Annotated in this window: 18 protein-coding genes; 3 read left to right on the forward strand and 15 right to left on the reverse strand. The window is 37.6% G+C overall.

Translation table 11 applies throughout. The annotated features are described in order from the left end of the window. Nucleotides 1-49 precede the first annotated feature (49 nt). From QNI22_RS17745 to QNI22_RS17785, 9 genes are all read right to left on the reverse strand, one after another. A complete protein-coding gene (locus QNI22_RS17745; protein WP_314512633.1) occupies nucleotides 50-487 on the reverse strand; it encodes a hypothetical protein in 438 nt (145 codons plus the stop codon). 99 nt (nucleotides 488-586) lie between these two features. Continuing rightward, nucleotides 587-1486 (reverse strand): hypothetical protein, encoded by a 900-nt coding sequence (locus QNI22_RS17750; protein ID WP_314512634.1) that lies wholly within the window; start codon nucleotides 1484-1486, stop codon nucleotides 587-589. A 313-nt stretch (nucleotides 1487-1799) separates the two neighbouring features. Continuing rightward, nucleotides 1800-4949, reverse strand: coding sequence for an ATP-binding cassette domain-containing protein (locus QNI22_RS17755; protein WP_314512636.1), 3150 nt, complete (start codon nucleotides 4947-4949; stop codon nucleotides 1800-1802). Between the two features lie 378 nt (nucleotides 4950-5327). Then, nucleotides 5328-5690 carry a DUF1987 domain-containing protein gene (locus tag QNI22_RS17760; RefSeq protein WP_313979616.1) on the reverse strand — a complete coding sequence of 121 codons (363 nt, stop codon included), beginning with the start codon at nucleotides 5688-5690 and terminating at the stop codon, nucleotides 5328-5330. Between the two features lie 76 nt (nucleotides 5691-5766). Beyond that, nucleotides 5767-6318: a SiaB family protein kinase gene (locus QNI22_RS17765; protein WP_314512637.1), complete on the reverse strand. Its 552-nt coding sequence runs from the start codon at nucleotides 6316-6318 to the stop codon at nucleotides 5767-5769. Nucleotides 6319-6413: 95 nt separating this feature from the next. Further along, the gene (locus QNI22_RS17770) at nucleotides 6414-9089 is read right to left on the reverse strand and encodes a PAS domain S-box protein (RefSeq protein ID WP_314512640.1); all 2676 of its coding nucleotides are present in this window, start codon (nucleotides 9087-9089) and stop codon (nucleotides 6414-6416) included. A 69-nt stretch (nucleotides 9090-9158) separates the two neighbouring features. Continuing rightward, the gene (locus tag QNI22_RS17775; RefSeq protein ID WP_314512642.1) at nucleotides 9159-10013 is read right to left on the reverse strand and encodes a GAF domain-containing protein; all 855 of its coding nucleotides are present in this window, start codon (nucleotides 10011-10013) and stop codon (nucleotides 9159-9161) included. Nucleotides 10014-10060: 47 nt separating this feature from the next. Then, on the reverse strand, nucleotides 10061-10678 hold the full coding sequence (locus tag QNI22_RS17780; RefSeq protein ID WP_313979625.1) for a chemotaxis protein CheB: 618 nt from the start codon (nucleotides 10676-10678) through the stop codon (nucleotides 10061-10063). Between the two features lie 164 nt (nucleotides 10679-10842). Continuing rightward, nucleotides 10843-11694, reverse strand: a complete 852-nt coding sequence (locus QNI22_RS17785) for a CheR family methyltransferase (protein WP_314512644.1) — start codon at nucleotides 11692-11694, stop codon at nucleotides 10843-10845. A 543-nt stretch (nucleotides 11695-12237) separates the two neighbouring features. Here QNI22_RS17785 and asnB point away from each other — a divergent pair. From asnB to QNI22_RS17800, 3 genes are all read left to right on the forward strand, one after another. Beyond that, the gene (asnB, locus tag QNI22_RS17790) at nucleotides 12238-14103 is read left to right on the forward strand and encodes an asparagine synthase (glutamine-hydrolyzing) (protein ID WP_314512646.1); all 1866 of its coding nucleotides are present in this window, start codon (nucleotides 12238-12240) and stop codon (nucleotides 14101-14103) included. A 214-nt stretch (nucleotides 14104-14317) separates the two neighbouring features. Further along, a complete protein-coding gene (locus QNI22_RS17795) occupies nucleotides 14318-15538 on the forward strand; it encodes a glycosyltransferase family 4 protein (protein ID WP_314512649.1) in 1221 nt (406 codons plus the stop codon). A 108-nt stretch (nucleotides 15539-15646) separates the two neighbouring features. Then, nucleotides 15647-17113, forward strand: a complete 1467-nt coding sequence (locus QNI22_RS17800; protein WP_314512650.1) for an ATP-binding cassette domain-containing protein — start codon at nucleotides 15647-15649, stop codon at nucleotides 17111-17113. 37 nt (nucleotides 17114-17150) lie between these two features. On the opposite strand, the gene QNI22_RS17805 is transcribed toward QNI22_RS17800, so the two are convergent. The 6 genes from QNI22_RS17805 to QNI22_RS17830 form a co-directional block, all read right to left on the reverse strand. Beyond that, nucleotides 17151-17555, reverse strand: a complete 405-nt coding sequence (locus QNI22_RS17805) for a small multi-drug export protein (RefSeq protein ID WP_314512652.1) — start codon at nucleotides 17553-17555, stop codon at nucleotides 17151-17153. Nucleotides 17556-17665: 110 nt separating this feature from the next. After that, a complete protein-coding gene (gene dapB / locus QNI22_RS17810) occupies nucleotides 17666-18382 on the reverse strand; it encodes a 4-hydroxy-tetrahydrodipicolinate reductase (protein ID WP_314512654.1) in 717 nt (238 codons plus the stop codon). Between the two features lie 140 nt (nucleotides 18383-18522). Then, nucleotides 18523-19170: a DUF5683 domain-containing protein gene (locus tag QNI22_RS17815; RefSeq protein WP_314512655.1), complete on the reverse strand. Its 648-nt coding sequence runs from the start codon at nucleotides 19168-19170 to the stop codon at nucleotides 18523-18525. A 143-nt stretch (nucleotides 19171-19313) separates the two neighbouring features. After that, nucleotides 19314-20246, reverse strand: a complete 933-nt coding sequence (locus QNI22_RS17820; protein ID WP_419836233.1) for a ParB/RepB/Spo0J family partition protein — start codon at nucleotides 20244-20246, stop codon at nucleotides 19314-19316. A 97-nt stretch (nucleotides 20247-20343) separates the two neighbouring features. Then, a complete protein-coding gene (locus QNI22_RS17825) occupies nucleotides 20344-21123 on the reverse strand; it encodes a ParA family protein (RefSeq protein WP_313979645.1) in 780 nt (259 codons plus the stop codon). Nucleotides 21124-21648: 525 nt separating this feature from the next. Next, nucleotides 21649-22620 carry a DUF2279 domain-containing protein gene (locus tag QNI22_RS17830; protein WP_314512657.1) on the reverse strand — a complete coding sequence of 324 codons (972 nt, stop codon included), beginning with the start codon at nucleotides 22618-22620 and terminating at the stop codon, nucleotides 21649-21651. Between the last annotated feature and the right edge of the window lie 4 nt (nucleotides 22621-22624).

Raw genomic sequence — 22624 nt, forward strand, 5'->3', positions numbered from 1 at the left:
CGAAAGTGTATCCACACCTTCGCTTTTTGAAAGAACTATACTTATTAATTTATTTCTTCAACAACAATACTGCTGCAGCACAATAGTCTTTTGATCCTTCAAATGAGAACTTCAGGTAATATACACCTGTAGCAGAACAGGTATATCCTAAGCCTGGACGAAACTTTTTCCCACTTGCATCATAACTTGTTCCAATCAGATTACGGTTTGCATCATAAAGTTCCAACACAACGCCCTTTAATTCAGGATCTTTGTTAGCAATATTGATTAGGTAAGTCGAATTCTGACGAAATATATATGGATACTCGATTTTAGTCTTGTTACCACCTTCACCATCAATCTTATAACTCTTCAAAAATGTTGTTCCATCAGGTAAATTACCAATTATCTTTTCTGTATATTTTTCTGCTTCACACTGTGCAAGAGCACTATTCTTTGCACAAAAAAATAATGCAAGCAGCATAGCGGTAAATAGAATGTTTTTCATAAAGTCAGCCAATATTAAGTTCTTGTAAGTATTGCGTAAAGCTTTAATTATTAATACTAAATATAACTCTTTAGTAATCCGGTATCTTGAACAAATCTTCTATTTGATAATTTTGTCACGTACGGCAATGGTAGCATTACGAATATTATCAATATCTTTTTCCGTAAAATCAATGCGACTGGTACTCTTATCTACAATAGTTGGAATACCATTGATTTCTTCCATCTTGGATTCCTTGTACTCACGAGTAACTTTTACAGCATCAAATTGGGCCTTCAGATTGTTAAGGTCATTTATCAATCCTTGCACATTTGCATCGTCCTTATAAAAATCTAACAGAAGTAATAATTGATCCAAAATCACTTTTTGCTCACCTACTCTTTCTTTGAATTGTTGACTTGGATTTTTCTTCACTACTTCGCAGGTCAGATATAGTGATTCAACCCATCCGCCTGTCAAAATCAATACACTTTGATTAGAGCGATTTTGATCCTGCAGGTAAGAGTTGATCTTCTCAAAATTTTGTGTTGTAATTAATAACAGTGAATCAAGGTTACTGCTATTTGTTGCCAGTCTTTTAATTGTTGAGAAGTCGAAAAACTGTCCAATATTCAGACCATTAGCCATCCCTGTTACAGCATCGAGGTATTTAATAGCGTCTTGCTTCTGATCATAGATGTTAGCATATCCAAGATCCGTACTATATACACCTAAATTCACAGCTTGACGGAAACTAGTATTATAATTACCCTGGCTTGCTGTCGGGTTAAGTAATTTTGAGTCGTATTTTGCACCTTGTTCTTTAATAAGAACAGAAATTTCAATAGGAGAAGGTATAGATTGTATGAATTCGTTGACAACTTCCTTAGATACTGCAGGTGCTTTAGGAAGGGCATTGGCTTTAGCTATACTGTCTGCAACGAATTTGTCACGACGACTTTTTTCGCTCTCGCAAGACAGCAAGGTCAATGCAACAAACCCTATCAGTAGTTTTTTCATAGTGATCGGTAATTGAAATAGTTAAGTAATGAGCGCAGTAAAAATAATTGTAATTCAGCTATTTACAAGTTTTATCAAAAATTACTTCCCGTAATCCATGTAAGAGATTTATCAAAAATGATTTTTTCTCTACCTCTAAAATTACTTCTTCTGGTAATGATCTTTAGAAAAGTTCCTCTATTGTAAAGAAGCGGGCCATTTGTTATAGAGTTTCTATAATATGCCTCATAAAATAGTTGCATTGTTATCTATGATTATACTAAAGACGACAATGATATCTGCGATATACATTGTCGTCTCTACTAAAGTATAATTAGTTGGTAGCAACTTTTTTCTTTGCAAATGGAATATCTACCTTCACCTTTACACGAATGCCACTCAATTTTTTCTTGAGTCCTTCCAGGTTTGTCAGAAATGCCTTAGGTAAACGAATATTGCCGAAAGCATAGAATAGTTTGCGAAAAGCCTCAAAGTATAAGGTCACATACAAAAATCCTGTGAGTGCCCAGAGAATGATAATATTAAAATAATATGTATCAAATAACCTCCCAAACAATGGTTTCTGTGGGGACAGAAAATGAGTTCTGTAATCCAGCATGGATAGTGTTTCAGGATCTCTGAAAACAGGATCAGTTTGTTGTAACAATTTACCATTGTATTCTACAATCCTGTCTTTTGCACTGGTATTCTTCATAAGATCTGCCAGTGATTCATTATAAAACTGATTTTTGAAGGATGTCAGATTGAATGTCTTATCTTTTTCCTGAACAGAAATGAATTGATCCTTTATATTTCCAGCCTGATTAAACTGCTCAATATTAGCTTCTTTTACCTGCTTGATAAAGGCACTTATTTTAGCCGACTTTTCCTTAGTAAATTTATCTAGTGTCAGTCCATCTAATTGTAAAGTTTCCACCCCAGGTTCTTTCATTAATGTCCTCTCCAAAATCATCAAATCCCGTTCAGCCAAAGACTTTACCGAATCATCTTTAGCAGCAAAGTTTTCTGTTACAAAACTCAATCTGTTTTCTAACTCAGGAACCAGATATGTGTATTTGAAGTACGTCTGACTTTGTGTTTTTTCCCAATCATAAAAAGACTCCTGATAGGCATTATTTTTAAACTGATCTACCGCTAATGCTTCAAAACCCCAGCGAGCGGCAATCACATCTGCCAGTACGGGTACTTTGTCTTTACTACTTACTGCTTCATTCAGTTTATCAAAGCTGAAAATAATACCACTAAATATCATCTGTGGTATCAGTAGTAACGGAATCGTTATATATACTGTCACAGCAGAGTCAAAAGAAGCAGACATATTCAATCCCAGCACATTGGCAAAACAAGACAATGTGAATAGAATCAGCCAGTAGCTAAATGTCATTCCCTGAATATCCAGTATCCAATGTCCTACAACCACAAAGGTCAACGTCTGAATCGCAGATAATGTAAACAGAATCAACACCTTTGACGTCAGATAACTGGTACGGCTCAGATTTAGGAAAGATTCTCGTTTCTGAATCTTTCGGTCTCGTATAATCTCTTCAGCACTTACTGTCAGCCCCATGAATAAGGCTACCAGAACACTCATCAAAATGAATGCAGGTATGTTATCATTATATCTGTAAGAGTAGTCAGCTGTCTCAGAAGTATTTGTATATCGAATCACAAAAGCCAGTAGACATGCTAGTAATGGAGCCTGTAACAGGTTTATAAGCATGTATTGTACATTGCTGACTTTTGACAGGAAATCCCGGATTGTAAAGATGGTAGCTTGCTTGATACGAGATGGAAGATTTAACGCTTTTGGCGGCAACTCCGTTATGGTAGTAACTTCGTCCATTCTGAAGTTTGTCAGGTATTTATCATTCCATTGTGCCGGTGTGACTTTACGTTTACTGGTGTATCTTCCGTATTCATCCACCACCTTAGCCTCGATGATATTAAATATCTGTTCGGGGTTTACGTTACCACACGTATGGCACTGACCACGTTCACTATCTACCTGATTTGTAGCCCTTTTGAAGTAGGTTACTGCTTCTACCGGGTTGCCGTAATAGATAGGAAAACCTCCTGTATCCAGCAAAAACAGCTTATCAAACATCTTGTAAATGTCTGAGCTAGGCTGGTGGATAACCACAAAGATCAGCTTTCCCTTCAGTGATAATTCTTTTAATAAGTCAATTACATTTTCAGAGTCCCGGGATGATAATCCTGATGTAGGTTCATCGACAAACATAACTGCTGGTTCACGAATCAACTCCAAAGCAATGTTCAGACGTTTTCGTTGTCCACCACTAATCTTTTTATTCAGGACATTACCTACTTTTATGTCTTTGATATGATCCAATCCCAGGCTTGCCAACACACTCATTACAGCTTGGTGAAGCTGTTCTTCATTCAGGTTAGCAAAGCAAAGTTTTGCATTATAATATAAGTTTTCATACACTGTCAGTTCTTCAATCAGCAGGTCATCCTGGGCAACATACCCAATTACACCCTGAATCTGATCTTTCTGTGCATGAATATTGATTCCATTGATCAGAACTTCTCCTTTAGAAGGAGTTTCAATCCCTGCCAATACGTTTAGCAGGGTAGTTTTACCAGCACCACTACCTCCCATAATACCAATCAGATTTCCCGGACCAGCAGCCAGATTGATATCACGTAATCCAATAGTTCCACTGGAGAAGCGATATTCAAGATTTTTGGCGTGGAAGGAGAGCTTATTGGCTTTGGCTGTATTCAGGAATATACCCGCTACATCGCTATAATACAGAGGTGAACTGTGTGCCAGTTTCAATGTACTACCATGTGAAAACAGATATATCTGTAACGGTTTAATAGGTAGTCCATTCAACAACAAATCTTCATGTCCGGCATATTTCACGAAGTACATATCCACACTTGCGATATGGATAAAATACAATTCACCGGAGAAATGATCCAGATGTAAATATTTTGAGTGAGAATGTTCAGATGGCAAAGCGTCTTCACGTGCTACCAGTAACTTGGCATCTGAAACAATGTCCAATAGATTATCCTTCAGTACAACACTTTCAATCAGTGAATATTCTTCTTTAACAATATTGAATACAGTGGATACAGTATCAATAATGCTCATCCGCTGAGGGGTGAAGTTTTTATCAGAATTTACTAATTCCAATAGACGGATCAATACAATGACTTTCTGCTTCTGAGTCAACGTTTTGTTGATCTTCTTACAAATAGCCAATGTTTTTACCGAATCCTTTACAGAAGTAAGTTTAGACCCACTAGTGTCTTCTACTCCATATCCGGCTAACTCATCATAAAGGGCCAGATATCCCTGTACTGAATCCAGATCCAGTTCCTGTCGGAAAAACTGAATAACATAATTACGTTCCTTGACAGTGGCCCCACTATCCTGTTTGGTAATAATGGCAAACAGTTGGGTCAATGCCTTAAGTATTTCCTCACTCATAGCTGTAATTTTTAATTCAGAAACTGAAAAATAACAATCTGCCGATTAACTATTATTTCAGTCTCTCAATTACGTTTTGAGAAATAAATGCTGGCAACTAAATAATTAAACTTTCGCACTAGAATGACAACAGGAATATCTCTTCAGTACTGATATAAAGCTCCGTCTCCCAAGCCAGCATCTCTTCATCTAAGCTTCATTCTCTGAATACAGCCACCTGCTTTATAAATATTCGGATTTTCCTTATTTTTAGGCAAGACAAAACCGATTTGCAATCAACACATGACTGCATTCAACAAGAAATCACTATCAGCCAGACTTAGAACAGATTTGCTTAAGTCTGTATAGGTCGAGATTACTCCTGTATGTCTAATGAGATTAATAGGCTTTGAAATCGAAAGGCACCTCTACTAATTCAGAGAATTCGCCTCCGGCTTCTTCCATATCTTCGTCGTCCTCATGAAAATACCATTCAACAGTAGTACCAGGTATTGCCTCCAGCTTTGCCAAAATATCCAGGATAAGCTTAGAGGAAGCAGTATTGAAATACTCTAATTTGAATGTAAACTGAGTTTTGCTATTTGGTGTCTGAGCATAACGAGACAACCAATCCAATATAGGTCTATAGAATTCAGCAGTATCTTCAGGAAGTGAACGGCCAGATATTTCGAAAATACCATTCGATTTATCAAGAATAATTTTTGGCGTATCTTCTGCGCCTTCTAAATTGATGATTTCCATGATATGTTAAAGGATTTTAAATTCTTTCAGAAAGGATTAATAAATCAAATTATGTTTTAGGAATATTTTCAACCGTTTACGCTTCCATGCCTGCCATGCGGGAAACACGGGTCTGTAGTGAAAAGAACGATGTTTTTTCTGTTACCGGATGAAAATCATACTCTAGCTTCTGGCCAGATTTCCGAGCCATATCCACAAAGCCCAGGCCTGCACCACCTTTTTCCGAAAGTTCAGTATTCCGGATGATCTCTTTATAAAGGTTCTTCAGACCTTCTTTGTCTAAACCATTGATCTGATCTAGTTTAGCAGATAAGAGGGCAATTTTGTCATTACGAATCGGATTGCCTGAAGTAATAACGTATTCTTCATCTCTCTTACCTACAATGAAAATAGCAGAATTGGGTGCATCCTCAATTGCTTCTTCAGCATGCTTACAAATATTCTGCAAACACTCTACCATTACATTGAATACTTTACGTTTAATACTGGACTCCTCTCCCATTGACTCCATATTACGCTCTGTCATAGACAGAACCGACTTGGTAATCTCTTGCGTGAATTCTCCTTCATAGACTAAAATTAAGTCCTCCTGGATCATAATTCGGTGCAAGTCATAGATATACTTCATAGTTTTAAAAGATATATTGGATGAATACGAAATTTGCTTTATCTGCTAATTGAAATTTATGGGTTAAACTATTCTTTTATATAAAAACGGATTTATTAAAATCTGATTCCTATCATAAGTACATCGTCGGTTTGTTTGGTATCACCTCTCCATCCCTCAAACTCCCGATCAAATATGGTATGCATCTGGTTCATACTAGCAGATGGATTACCGGTAATCAGATCACGAATACGTTTTGGAGAGAATTTGCGATTATCAGGTCCACCAAACTGATCAGGGAAGCCATCTGAACAGAAGAATGCTGAATCTCCTGAATTTAACTGGATAGTTGTAGTAACAAAGTTGGTTCTGTCTTTATACTGGCCACCGCCAATTGGGAACTTATCTCCTTTTATTTCAACAAGTTCTCCACCTGCCTGTAAGAAGTATAATGGTCTGTGAGCACCAGCGTATTGTAATACATTCTCTTTCAGATTTATTTTACACAAGGCGATATCCATACCATCACGTGTTGAACCTTCATCATTGGAGTCTTGCTTGAGAGTGGCTGTTACACCGCGGTCCAAACGATCCAGAATCTCCCCAGGAAGGATATTTTCACCACTTTCAGTTATGTTATTCAGTAGGAAGTATCCAATTAGTGAGATCAAGGCACCTGGTACACCATGCCCTGTACAATCGACAGCTGCGATATACAGATCATCTCCTTTTTGCATAAACCATGGGAAGTCACCACTTACTACATCTCTTGGCTTATATAGGATAAATGCATCCGGAAATACTGATTTAATAAGTTGATTCGCAGGAAGGATAGCACCCTGAATTCGTTTTGCATAGTTGATAGATTCTGAGATCTTCTTGTTTTTATTAGAGATCTCAATCTCTGTCATCTTTCTTTCTGTAATATCACCCAGTACAAACAACACCGACTCTACAGTTCCCTGATCATTAAATTCCGGGATTGCCTTGATATCCATCACACGGGTACCAACAGTAGAAGGAAAATCAATTTCGGTATTTACTTTTTCCTGAGTTTCTATCACCTGATTCAGAACAGAACGCCACGCATCAACCACAGAAGTATTAATGGTGAGCTCATCCAGACTCTTTTGCTCAAATGTTTCTTTACGTTGCCCCGCATATACTTCAATCATTGGGTTGATATAGAAGATACGGCCTTCTTTATTGAAACGAATAATCAAATCAGGAGAGTTTTCAGATAGAGACTGCATCTGGCTACGCATACGCTGTTCTCTCTCTGCCCGAAGTCTTTCTGTAATATCCGTAGAGTTTATCAGAATACCTTCGATTGCTGGGTCATGCAATAAGTTTGATCCCGTTGCCTCCAGCCATATCTGCTCTCCGTTTTTTCTATAGTAGCTATACTGAACTGTATATTTCTGACCTGGGTTTGCCAACAAATCCTCAAACATCTTCGTAATAGACTCCCTACCTGCTTCATCTACATGAGCCATATCGTCTGCACCAATCAATTCTTCCTGTGAATATCCCAGGATTCGGTTTACAGAAGGGCTGGCATATCGGATGGTTCGGTCTTTTTCATAGATCATGATCACCTCTGCCGCATTCTCAAGTAGCTTCTGCAAACGTTTTTGAGCATGTACTACTTGTTCTACCTGGTATTCAAGCGCTGTATTGGCTCTTTTCAGTTCTTCCTGTGTTGCCTGCATCTCTTCTGCGTTCTGCTGCAGAATTTCCTGTTGTTCCTGAAGTTCCTGAGACTGTCTCTGTGACATTTCCAGCAGTCGGCTGGTTTTCTCATTTACTTTGATATTGAATACAGTACGTGCAATGATTTCACTTACTTCATTTATAAACTGAACGTTACGAGAGCTAAATTTTTCAAAGCCGGCAAACTCCAATGCTCCATACACTACCTTCTCACTTCCTATCACAGTCATTAATGGTACAACTAGTAAACATTTAGGTTTACGATCACCTAATAACCCAGAGGTAACTGTTACATAAGTATCTGGAATCTCTGTTCGCAGGATAGTATCCCTCTCAGCAGCTGCCTGTCCTACCAGGCCTTCTGCAAACCGAAACTGGGCTTTAAGATATTTTTTCTTGTTATAGGCATAGCTTGCCTTCATTTCAAGCATAAATCTGCCTTCATCCTCATCATTTACAACATACAAAGCACCTTGAATAGCTCCTATTTTGCCTGTCAGATAAGAGACTACTTTATCACTAAGTTCTTCCAACTCATTTGTTGAACGAAGGATATTGCCAATCTCAGCTACACCTGTTACAATCCAGTTACGTTCTTCATCCCGTTTGGCAGACTCCTGAATGCTATCTCGCATATTCAACAATGCCACACCCAGCATATCATCCTGGCTCATAGGCTTAAACTCAGCTTCAAATTCTCCCTCTCCAATTTTGTGAGCAAAGTCTGCCGTTTTATGCAGGCCTTCTACCAGACGGTTCATTGTCTCAGTCATCTCACCAAATTCATCTTCACTTGACTTTTTAATTTTCTCAGGCAATACACCTTGTCCGAGAAGTCCCATTGTTGTTTTTAATGTCATCAACGGACGGGTAAGAAAGCGTGAAAAAAGAACTGTAATAACCAGAGCCAGCAATAGAATGATGACGCTTACACCTACCATATAGTATTGTATCTGCTCGGCAGGCACAGACTTATCGCCCAGATGGCTTATGACAATAATGGTTGTAGCTAAGGCAAGTACCACAATTGAGAGGACAAGTGCGGTAATTTTTGTGCCGATTTTTATATTTTTAAACATACCTGTTAGTAACTTATTTCGATTCAAGAATATGCTGAACTTCTGACTTTCTACTTTTTACTAGCATAGCTATACCAAACTTGCCTGTGGAACCAGAGAAATTACTTCTTCTTCCAAGAATTGACTATTGATACGATTACTAATCAAACGAGTCACTTCTGTTACCAGGGCTTCATCCGAACGGGTAAATCTCTTGAAGGATGCTATTTCGATTACAGCTACAACCTGTTCATCATAAATTACAGGTGCAATCAATAACTCTGCAGGTGAAGCTTTTCCCAACCCAGATAGTACAGTTACATATCCATCCGGTATATTTTTAATAACAACCTGCTTTCCCTCCTTGGCAGCCTGTCCTGCCAGGCCTTCGCCAAACTCATAATGAAAAGTTTTACTCTCGGCAATATGATAAGCATAGGTAGCAAATAACTCCAGAATACGTTTCCCCTCATATCTTTTGGCAACGAAGATAATCGCCTGAGATGCTTCAAGCTCCCGACATACTGATGAAAGAAGCTTCTCAAATACGGGTTTTAAATCACGTGATTGCTCAGCAAGAATGCTTTCCAGATGGCTTGCATTGTGATTTTTTCCCATTTCATTCTGCTCATCATCACTTGTATCAAGTCCATATTGCTTCTCTTCACTTTTCTTTACATATACAACTTGCACCTCTCCATTATTTCTGCTTAACAGTAGTATGGCAAGTGTTACTAGTGTCACTCCACTGCAAATAGCAACAGATGTACCCAGGGCTTGTATCAGATTCTTAACAGATACCCAGGATGTGGCAATCTCTTTTCCAGACAAAGTATGAGCTTTATCAGTAAGAGATATGTATTGATACCAGACATAGCCGATACTTGCCAGCAACCCAGCAATGGCTACAATAGAAAGAATAGTATATAATTTTCTTTTATTCATTGCTCTATACCTGTTTTATCTTTTTAGTCTGAGATGTGTTTATTGTATTATTTGCTCATTAACGGACTTATTTTTTTATTCTGTTTGTGCACTTCAAGTAAAAACTGAAGGATCTTCTGAACTGGCCATACATGATCAATTTGTGTAACCTTCATAGCAGATGTTGGCATAGTATCTATCATACATTCTGCGGGATCTTGTACAATGGTCAATCCACCCCAATCTTTAATCTTTTTCATTCCCAGAGCTCCATCTTTGTTGGCACCAGACAACAAAATTCCGATAAGCTTATTTTTATATACATATGCTGCACTTTCAAGTGTCAGATCTATGGACGGTCTTGAGTGATTTACCATTTCATCTGTAGAAAGTGCAAATGAATTTCCGAGTTCAACTAACATGTGATAATTAGCAGGAGCCAGATATATCTTCCCTTTACGTATTGGCTCCTTGTCATCAGGCTCTTCTACAGTAATGCTGCTTTTCAGATTCAGAGCCTCTACAAAACCCTGTCGTACGTGTTTCAGCCTATGCAAACACATGATAATCGGTAGTTCGAAATCAGTTGGTAAACCATTCAGTATCTTATTGATAACCTGAAAGCTACCAGCTGATCCTCCAATGACGATTGCTTTATATTGGTTCGTATTCTGAACAGGATTCACTTTCGTACTTTTTCGCGTTTAATAATTCGGCCATTTTGCTTTTATGTATTACCTGTCAAAGCAAAAATCTTTTAAAAACTTTCTTATCAACACTATTCATCTAATCAACCACCAGAAAGCCTTACCTTATCTACAAACAGATCATTGTAGAGATTGGTATCAGATTAATCTTTTACTTTCTTATAAACCTTTTCTTCATTGTTGACAACAATAAAGCGGTTTGCCACCTCGCACCAGATCAAAGACTCTTTTGAACCAATAATCAGATAACCATATTTAAATAAACTTTCATGAAACATTTTTAAAACCTGGTTTTGCAACTGCTGGTTAAAATAGATCATGACATTACGACAAAGTATGATATCAAACTTGGAGAACGGAGTACAGTCTACCAGATTATGCTCTCTCCAGGATACATTTTCTACCAATGTTTTATCCATTATAGCCTTGCCCCCTTCTTCTTTATAATATTTCTCCAGCGAATGAGCACCTTGAAAACGGATATAGTTTTTCTGATTCAACTCCATGTTTTTAACGGGAATTATACCAGCTTTTGCTTTAGCCAATATATCCGCATCTATATCTGTTGCCACAATTTTACAACGATCCAGAATTCCCATTTCTCTCAACAGAATCGTCATAGAGAAAACTTCTTCACCAGAAGAACATCCGGCATGCCAGATACTCACATGATTATTATTTAAGAGAATATTAGGTATAACCTTGTCCCTTACCTCTCTCCAGAAAGAAGGATCACGAAACATCTCCGTCACATTTACTGTGATTTCTGAGATAAACTCTTTAATAAATCCAGGTTCGTCATTGACTCGCCTGATCAAACCATCAATCGTCGGAATGCGATACAACTCCAGCACACGTTGGATTCTTCTCTTGAAGGAAGACATCGCATAGTTAGAGAAGTCATAGTTATACTTCTGCCGGAGAAGCTCCGTCAACCTCCGAAGTTCCGTAATCTCAATGTCGGGTGTTGTAATTATGTTCGGATATTGTAACACAGGACTTATTATTTTCGTAATGCAGATAGAACTACAGTTTTTTTCCTTTTTGGCTATTGCGAATTTAATGGAATTACATCTGTTACAAGTATTTAGACAGTAGTGCTATGTATAAAAGGGAGTAACTTTCAGGATGTATTTTGTCGATTTTCCCAAAGAAGGGTGCAGTTTTTGGATACTTTCAAATGTCGGATATACGCATATATGATTACCTTTACGGCAACTTCTGTAATTAGCAGAAAAAGTTTGCTCAGACACAACTCATAGCTTGGAAACCGGGTCTGGGTACTTAAAAAAGGGTTTAGGCATATTCAGAAGTCCTTTTTCTCTAATAAAAGAAAGGGAATTTGATAGTGTAGTGACATAAAAAGGTGAATAGCCACCTAAAAATTACGCCTGTCCTTTGCAACAAAATATGCGCTTTGGCTAATTGTATCAAATAAGTAATAAATTCTCCAGAATTATGTGTATTTATGCCTCCTGGCCATTTCTATTTGTATCTCTTTTGCAATAAAATCCTCATTTTTCCTCTTTTTCAGATACATGTGTGGCATTCACATAATTATTGATAAGCAAAATCAACTGAATGAAAAACCCATTCAGCAAATGCTTTCGGCAACCTATTATCGTGGTCCTGACGCTCAGGTCTGGACTCAGATTGTATCATCTCGTCAGACAGTCTGGATGGCAAATAACCGACTCAAAATCAGTGATCTTCGGGATATTGCCAATCAACCAATGAGTACGGCAGATGGGCAATTTACACTCGTATTTAATGGGGCTATATATAACCATGTTCCATTACGTCAGACTAAGCTGTCTGACACTGAATTTGCTACTCTGTCTGACACAGAAACACTATTACAGCTATTAGTCAGATATGGTCATTCCATTTTCTCAGAGTTGAATGGCATGTTTGCTGTAGCTCTTTATGATAAATTTACTGAAACCCTTATCATAGCCAGAGATCGATGGGGGATAAAACCTCTTTACTGGTTTGAAAACGACGCATTTCTAATTATTTCTTCAGAGATCAAAGGAATACTGGCAACTGGATTAGTTCCCAAAAATCCCAACCTCAATCAGATACAGCATTATCTTTCGTTCAAGTTTCCCTGTCGTCCTCAAACATTTTATAAAAATATTTTTGAAGTCGAGCCTGGCAGAATTTGTCAAACTGGTTACAGTTCTGAGTTACATACAATCAGCCATCTGTCAATTCCTCAAAGGTCGACAAGTAAAATACTACATAAAGAAGAAGCGCGAAACAACATAGCACAGGCATTAGAAGAAACTATCTATCAATATAGTACAGCAGATGTACCAGCGGGCTTGTTTTTGAGTGGTGGTGTAGATTCTACTTTATTGCTAGCTAGCTTGTATGCCAAAGGTATAAAGAACTTCCCTGTGTTTACTATTGGATATACAGATTCTGATAAACCTTATGCGACTCAGGATCAGTATTTCGCGCAACAGGCAGCCAGGCAATATAAAGCAGATATGCATGAAGTTGTTGTTGGTAGTCAATTACTCGATCAGTTTTCTGAGTGGGTAAGGACTATCGATCAACCTGTTGCAGATGGAGCTGCATGGCTTACCTATCTATTATCTCAGGAAGCCTGCAAATATGTTAAGATCATCTTGTCCGGAGCAGGAGCAGACGAACTATTTGCAGGCTATAATCGACATTGGGCTTATTATCAATACCTGAGAACACCATCCTTTATAAGAAAGGGCATCCCTTTATTGCATCATATTCCACACCATAAATTTTCTAAGACTCATTACGGTCGTCTATGGGAAAAAGCTCTGCAGCAGTTACACCCATCACCAGAACAAACGTACGTTCGTTTTACTAGTGGAGCTACTTCTTTTTCTTGGCATAAGGAGCTTTCATCCCGTATTCAGGAAGAACTTTTCACTACCACAAGCCAACAACAGTCAATAGAAAACTATCTCGCTACAGCTTTACACTTTGACCAGTCACATTATCTGATATCAGATGTATTAACCATTACAGATCGGATGACTATGCAGCATGGAATTGAAGCCAGAGTTCCCTATCTGGATAATACAGTAGTAGAACAGGCACAAAACATTTCAGCTACAGATCTGTTGAAATATGGAAAGAAGTGGCTATTGAAAGACATCCTTTCTCAAAAACAAGGTACAGCTTATAATAAACGACGTAAAGAAGGATTTGGAATGCCGTTAGGCCATTGGTTGCGGAAACCTGTTTCGGATAACATATTCAGGTCTTTACAAAATTCTGATTCATTGATTTATGAGATTGTAGATTATGCCTGGGTACAACAGCTTAAAAAGAATCATATCACAGGGTCAGCTGATTATACCTCAGAACTGTGGGGACTTTCATTACTTGCTACTTGGTTGGAACTCAATTTTTAGGATTGTCTGTTGTCTAAAGTGAAATGATTTTGTGTATATCTTCTTTTTGAGAAAAAAAATTGTAAAATTGCTTTATATAATTTTTCTAAAAAAAGACCTTTCAAACAAAACATCAACAACCATTCGGGAGCAGGCAAGCAGGAAGCGAACTGTTGAAAAACCCAGTATGTTCATATGTTGCCTTTTGTTTCACCATCAATTTCCAGCTTTTCTAGTGAAGATTGTTTATATTCATCAATATTTCAAAACGTATTCAGACGGGGGGTCCTCCAGATCATATTACCTTGCTAAATCCTTAGTTGATAATGGATTTGATGTAGAATTAATTACTTCCCACAATAGCAAGGACTATCTCTTTACTACTATAGAAGGTATAAAAGTTCATTATCTGCCTGTTTCCTATGATAATCATATGGGCTTTTTTGACAGAATCTGGTCTTTTCTTTCTTTTATGTTCCAAGCCTATAAACTAACCCGAAAGATTAAGAATATTGATTCCTGTTATGTATCGTCTACACCATTAACTGTAGGTATTACAGCACTTCTGCTGAAATGGCAGAGAAATATTCCATATCATTTTGAGGTACGTGACTTGTGGCCTCTAGCCCCTATTCAGCTAGGCATAATCAAAAATCGCTGGTTACAAAAGTTTCTATCCCGGCTTGAGCAAAGGATCTATGAAGAAGCAACATCTATTATTGCTCTTTCTCCTGGAATAGCCTCACATATTCAGCAATGTGTCCCCTACAAAACGATTCATCTGCTACCTAACATATCAGATTGTGACTTCTTTCAAAAAGAAGCCAAGAAAACATATTTGACAGATAAATACGATACTACCCATAAGTTTGTAGTTACCTATTTTGGTGCTATTGGGCAAGTGAATAATCTACAAAGCCTGATTGAGGTTGCCAAAACAGCGCAGGAAGCCAATAACCAGGCATTACGTTTTCTGATTGTAGGGCGTGGAAATCAATTAGCAGAAGTACAGAAACTGGCAAAACAGTATCAATTAACAAATATCCTGTTTATCCCTCATGTTAGTAAGTATCAGTTGCGTGAAATTATCAATATAACAGATGCAGTTTATGTATCTTTTGCTTCTTACCCTGTACTGGAGACCAGTAGCCCTAATAAGTTTTTTGATACCCTAGCCTCCGGAAAATTATGCATTACCAATACATCCGGCTGGATAGCTCAACTGATTGAAGAATACGAATGTGGATTTTACGTAAATCCTACTAAACCAGAAGAACTGCTGACCAAGATTTCATACTATATGGCAGATCCAGAGGTATTGGAACAAGCCCAGTATAATGCCCGTCGTCTGGCAGAAACTCAGTTTTCCAGAGAACACCTGACAAGGAAATTTGTACAAATACTTGATCCAAGTCTGGCAACCCATACCCGAGTAAAACACGTTGTCACAGTTTAGTCGTCGATCTTATAATCCTCTACCCGGATCTCTTCTAAAAACAAGAAGAGAATACAGCTTATGCTGCTATAAAATCAATCTGAATCCTTCTATTTAAATTTTAGTCGCTTGCAACCATTTATTACTATTCAGAACGTTTCTGTCCGAAAATTTGAAAAAATTATCTTTCAACACTTTAACTGGAATCTTCACGAAGGTCAGCACTGGGCTATTATTGGGCCCAACGGATCAGGAAAAAGTACATTGTTAGAGGCCTTGGCAGGTAAAATACCATTCATGGGAGGGGCAGCAACCTATCACTTTCTAAAGGATAATGAATGGATAGCTGATTCATTGGAACTGGTCACTAAAGATTATTCTGGTAATCGTATACTTCAGTCTGCAGCACAATATTATCAACAACGCTTCTATGCCTACGACTCCGAGCATTCTCCTACTGTATGGGAATTTCTCACAGACCAGATGAAACCTATTGGTACTATTGACGATGCATCTGTAAATCTGGGACTTCCCAAGTATACAGATGATGAAATAAATCAGGCTGCTGATATACTCAAAATCAGTCATCTGTTATCACGAAAACTGATGACGCTTTCCAATGGTGAAACAAGACGTGTCTTATTAACCCGATCATTCTTAAAACAACCTAAGGCCATATTACTTGACATGCCTTTTGTTGGACTGGATGTTGCATCTCGTCAAATTCTTCACACTGTACTAAACCATCTTGCAGAAGCTGGTACAACAATTATTATTACTACTACCTCTGATGAGATACCAACCTGTATTACAAATACTCTAACTCTGTCAGCCATAGAAGGTCAGGAAACACCATCTATACAGGCTAATGCACGTATTCATGCACTGTCCCAGCAAACAGATACCAATTTTGAGTATGCTGTTAAAATGCGGAATGTCACAATATCTTACAATGATAAAAAAGTATTATATAATATTAATTGGGAAGTAAAACGAGGTGAACGCTGGGCAGTATTAGGGCCTAATGGGTCTGGAAAATCGACACTTCTGAGTTTGATTAATGCTGATAATCCTCAGGGATATGCCAACGATATTTTTCTTTTTGATCGAAAACGAGGTACTGGAGAAAGTATATGGGATATTAAATCACGTATCGGATTTGTCTCTCCAGAACTTCATTTGTATTTCCCCAAGCAAACCAAAGTATATACTACCATCATATCAGGCCTTTTTAACACAGATGGATTGTATCGTACACCCACGCCAGAACAACAGGCATTGGTAGATGACTATATGCATTTACTGAATATTAGTCATCTTTCACAAAAGAAGCTGGAAGAAATCTCAACAGGTGAACAACGTGAAGTGTTATTGGCAAGAGCTCTGGTGAGAAATCCACCTCTGCTTATTCTTGATGAACCATGTCAGAGTCTGGATACAAGCAGAATGAAACAGTTTCGTGATTTGGTTAACGAGATTTGTCTTCGTCTTAACAAAACATTATTATATGTAACTCATTATGATGAAGAAATTCCATCCTGCGTTACTCAGATTTTATCTCTTAATGCTGGACACGCTACTATTACTTCCAGATAAAAACAAACCCGGCTTGTAACCGGGTTTAATTCAATTTTCAGAAAAATTCCAATACTTTTTCTCCAAGCTTATCAATAACCAAAGTCAGGATTACGCCCCAAACTAAAGCACTGAAAAACATATATAAAAAAATCCGAAATTTAGACTCTCCAAACGAAGAAGCGACTATTGTTCCCCCAATAGGGGTCAAGATCAATGGAGTTAAAAAAGCAACCCCCAACATCCCATATTTACGCCATACTTTTACCAATCTCCGATTACGAGGTGTAAATAAAAGCCGTTTTTTATAAAAACGACTCAACAAAGTATGTTTGAGTTTATGTCCCAGCAATGTAAACAGGATAACACTCACCATCATCCCTGTTACTGTAAGCAGGTATGTTTCTGTCCAGTGCAGCCCCAAAGCAACTCCACTTAATGGTCCTCCTATAAACTTAAACATACTTGCAAGAATGACGCTAATATATTTCGCAATCCGCATAGAGTTCTATAGATTATACATCCATCAATCTTTCTGAGTATAACTGATCAATGTGAGAGCTTTGATAGCCATTAAAATTCCAGCATATCATCCATACCAAAAACCCCATGCTTTCCAATAATCCATTCCGCTGCCAATACCGCTCCTGATGCAAACCCTTCCCGATTATGTGCAGTATGCTTGATTTCAATATCATCAACCTGAGAAGTATAACGAATCACATGAGTACCAGGTACATTTGGAATCCTGTGAGAAATAATGGGTAATTCTGATGCATTTTTTCCACCATGGTTTACCCAGTTATTTTTTCGTACAACTTCATCCAGAATATCTCCCGCCAAGGTAAGCGCTGTTCCACTAGGTGCATCTTTCTTCTCTGTATGATGAGTTTCTTCCATAACTACATCATAATCGGGATAGCGATTCATTAGCTTTGCCAACACTTTATTTATGTGAAAAAATATATTCACACCCAGGCTATAATTAGACGCATAAAAAAATGCGCCATTCTTCTGCATACAATGTGTTTCTACTTCTGACCGTTTATCAAGCCAGCCTGTAGTACCTGATACTACAGGAATATGATGGTCAAAACAAAAATACAAATTAGAAATAACAGCACCAGGTTCGCTGAATTCAATAGCAACATCGATCTCTTTAGGATCTATCTGATTCAATTCATGGATATTGTCAGCACTGATTTTATGTTTAATCTGGTGACCACGTGATAAGGCAATCTGTTCAATCATTTTGCCCATTTTACCGTAACCAAGAATAAGGATATTCATGAAAAATGCGGTTAGAATGAAAAAAGGTATTGGAAATCAACTAAGGCACAAAAATAACATCTTTCTGTTTCGAATGATGTTTTGCCAGCGAAATATCCGGAGTTTACAAATGTAGGGATTACAGAACTATGCTATGATTTTTACCAGCGTAAACGAAAGCCCAAACCAGCATAGTTATTTTCAATAATTGGTTCAAAACGTAGGCTAATGCTATGATTATTCCAGTCAAATCCTTTCAGGTGAGCATCCACATTGGCATCTATGATCTGTAATGCATAGAATGCAGCAGCAGACAAAATGCTGAGTTCAAGATATCTGCGAAAAAGGTCTTTATTTCGTTTCAGCACAGTTACATCATTCAGTCTTTCTAATTGCTGAGCTGAGAGTTCCGGATAAAATTTAGCTAAAATGAATGGTCCATCGTTACTGCCTCCGTTATACTTGGCAGTCCACGCCTGTAAAAAATTCTGGTAGGTACGATTGTTATCATAAATGAAATAACCAATAATCCCAAAACCAATATATACTAAAGGCACCTTCCAGTATTTCTTATTATAAATCTGTCCGGCACTAGGCAATATAGCGGCCAACATTGTAGCACGACGAGGAGAATGAGGATTAACACCTTCAATTAGCAAGGTATCCTTGGCAGCATTAACCACACGAGCCTTTTCAGGGCCAACTTTGGTAGTATCTGTCTGGCCTATAGCAGTAAAGGTACCTAATAGACATAACACAAATACTACAAAAAATTTGAATACTATTTTCAGTTCTATTTGATCAATCATACATGTGATATTACAACATTCTGCTTAGCAGTAATAAACCTTGGAGCAATAGAGACTAAAATGATAAACCCGCAAGAAATTGCTTTGCGGGTTTATCATTTTATCAAAAATCAGGCCAGCATACAGTTGGTTCAAATATACTATTAACTTAATGACAATATTTCCAGAATACGGTTCAGATCATCTTCTGATACAAAAGGAATCCGGATTTCACCCTGATTTTTATCATTGCTCTTCAGAGTCACTTTTGTACTTAAAAAAGAAGATAGTTTATACTGCAGTTGTGTGTATTCCATTCGGAGAGGCTTCCGTTCCTTTTTCTTTTTTTGTCCGGATTCTTCTGCGAGATTACGAACCATATTTTCAACAGCACGCACAGATAAATCTTCTTCAATGATCTTATGAAATATAGCTAATTGAGCCTCAATATTCTCAACATTAATAATGGCACGGGCATGTCCCATTGAAAGTCGGTTATCACGTAATGCTGCCTGAATATCAGGTGGTAATTTCAACAAGCGCAGATAGTTATTTACAGTAGCACGATTTTTACCAACTCTTTCTCCCAATTCTTCCTGTTTCAGACTACATTCAGAAATCAGGCGCTGATAACTTAAAGCAATCTCCATTGCATTCAGGTTCTCACGCTGAATATTCTCAATCAATGCCATTTCCAGCATCTGCTGGTCATTGGCAGTACGCACATAAGCAGGTATTTCCTTAAGACCAGCTAGCTTGGACGCCTGTAAACGTCTCTCACCTGAAATCAACTGGTAGTGATCTCTATCTAGTTGTCGAACAGTAATAGGCTGAATAATTCCCTGAACTCTGATAGATTCAGCCAGTTCATTCAACGCATCGCGATCAAACGAGGTACGTGGTTGAAACGGGTTGGTTTCTATAGTATCAACATCAATGTCAGAAACAGAATTTATAGATGGAACCTGAGTCAGTTCCGTTTCATTAAGGGGCTCAGTTTGCTGAAGTAAGGCTCCAAGGCCTCTACCCAATGCATTTCTACGTTTCAAATTTTTAGCCGTCTCCATATTGTCTGTCTCTTTTATGTTTAATTCCATATTTGATTGTCAGGATTATTTTATCTGGTTCTTTCTGTATACAAGCCTTATCCATTTCACACAACAAACGTAGGTCTGTATACAATACAGGTCATTCTTATTCAGAATGAATCATTCCATTTTTAGCCAGTATCTCTCGTGCAAGATTCAGATAGCTGATAGCGCCTTTACTTTCCGCATCATGAGCAATAGCTGGTACACCAAAACTTGGAGACTCACTAAGACGAATATTTCGCGGAATAATTGTACTGAATACCATTTGCTGAAAATGCGCATTTACTTCATCTACTACCTGATTCGACAATCTCACCCTCAGATCATACATAGTCAGCAGAATACCTTCTATTTCCAGACTGGTATTTAATCTTGATTGAATAATCTTGATTGTATTCAGCAGTTTTCCTAATCCTTCCAATGCGAAGTATTCACATTGCACTGGGATAATGACAGAATCTGACGCAGTAAGACTGTTTATTGTGATCAGACCTAGGGAAGGAGAGCAGTCCAGGATAATAAAATCATAATCGTTTTTCACATCCCGTAATGACTCTTTCATCTTATCTTCCCGATTCTTCAGATTGATCATCTCCACTTCTGCCCCAACCAGATCAATGTGAGAGGGGAGAAGATCAAGGTATGATATATCCGTATGAATAATCACATCACGAGTGTTGATTCCTTCAACCATACACTCATAAATACTGAATTCTATTTCCTTTGGATTAAAACCCAGACCAGAGGTAGAGTTAGCTTGAGGATCAGCATCTACAATTAATGTCTTGTATTCCAATGCAGCCATACTGGCAGCAAGATTAATAGCGGTAGTTGTCTTCCCTACGCCGCCTTTTTGATTGGCAATGGCTATGATTTTACCCATATATATGATTTGGCTTACTTACAGGCTTTGAATTATAACATAGTAACCTACTGAAGATCAAATAACATCAGTATCTCATGTTGTTTTTACAAAAAAAATGTTACTTTTTTAAAAAGTTAATACAAATCTTACTTTTTCTTACCTGTAAAAACCTTTTACTTGGCTTACAAAACGACTGAAAATTAACCATTTAGCTTTAACTCAAAGATTATTGACCACTTTTTTCCGAATTTTATTACGGTTATCACACACGTACTAAAACGCTCTCCTATTTGTTTTTTTCTCTAGAGTTCTATGTGATATTTGTTATGTGATCATCTTTACAAAGATAGATGTTTCACACGTTTCACGGAAATTAAATTTTATTCATTTAAGAGAAAATATCCCCAAGTTTTCAATCAGCTATCAAACAGCAGTATACTACTATACTGCTGTTTTTTTATTTTTCAAGATAATTAAAGCAAATTAGAATACTATTGCAGATTCTTTCCTTATAAACTATTTATATAGAGGAGAAGTTCTTGCTCAAAAATAAAGAGGATGTGCTTTAAATCCTGTTACATGATTCCATTCTAAGGCAGGCGCTGGAATATGTACATTATTTAATAAAAAGAATAGACTTTTCAGGAAACGATTTTTTGTATGAATTTTGGTAAAATTAATATCCAATGATAGATAATATTGCCTGTAAGGTATATATCCTGCTAACCTGCTCTGGGCATTATCTGCAGAAATCATATTCTGAGCACCATATCCTAAACTTATACATAACCAGTCAGGAAAGTTACTCTCTTGCTTTAACCATGGCTTTATATCAAATGCAAGCCAGTAGGTTTGACCATTATAGTCTTTTAGAGACTGTTGAATTAGATTATCACCCAATATATGTGGACGTACCTTAGCTAATGAGGTAGGATAAAATGAGAACTTGGGATGTATACGTTCTTCATCCCAAAGCAATAATTGCCCTATGAGTAACCCTGAGCCAACAGTATTGGCCGTAAGATCGCCCCAGGATGCGCCATATGCTGCTGAAAAACCATCCAGCACCTCAATAGGAGTCTGAAAGATAACTCCCATTAAGCCACCCCACCAGATAGATTTACAACGTGGCATACCTGTCCACTGAAAAGCTTGGACGCCTATTCTACTTATATGATAAGCTGTGTAGAAATGTCCTACCTTGTCAACCTGCTGCCATTCAGAGTTATCGTCAAAAAAATGAAAAGAACTACGTGGCTCATCTGCATACCAAAGGAAATTCAAACCTGTTAAAGTGGCAGCATAAACTGTACTTCCCCCGATCACCAAAGTTCGTAAACGTTGTTTGTTTACTGTGGAAAAAGAGAATGTAGAATCAGAATGATTACTAGTTTGAGCAGAAGAGGAAAAAGCCAAACCAGCGAAAACCAGAGATACTAAAATGGTTCTCTGTATGTATTCTTTAAAACTATTCAGGAATTCTGACAAAATCGCATTGATAGAGGTGATTGTCAAAAGT

The sequence above is a fragment of the Xanthocytophaga agilis genome, from assembly GCF_030068605.1.
Lineage (GTDB): Bacteria > Bacteroidota > Bacteroidia > Cytophagales > 172606-1 > Xanthocytophaga > Xanthocytophaga agilis.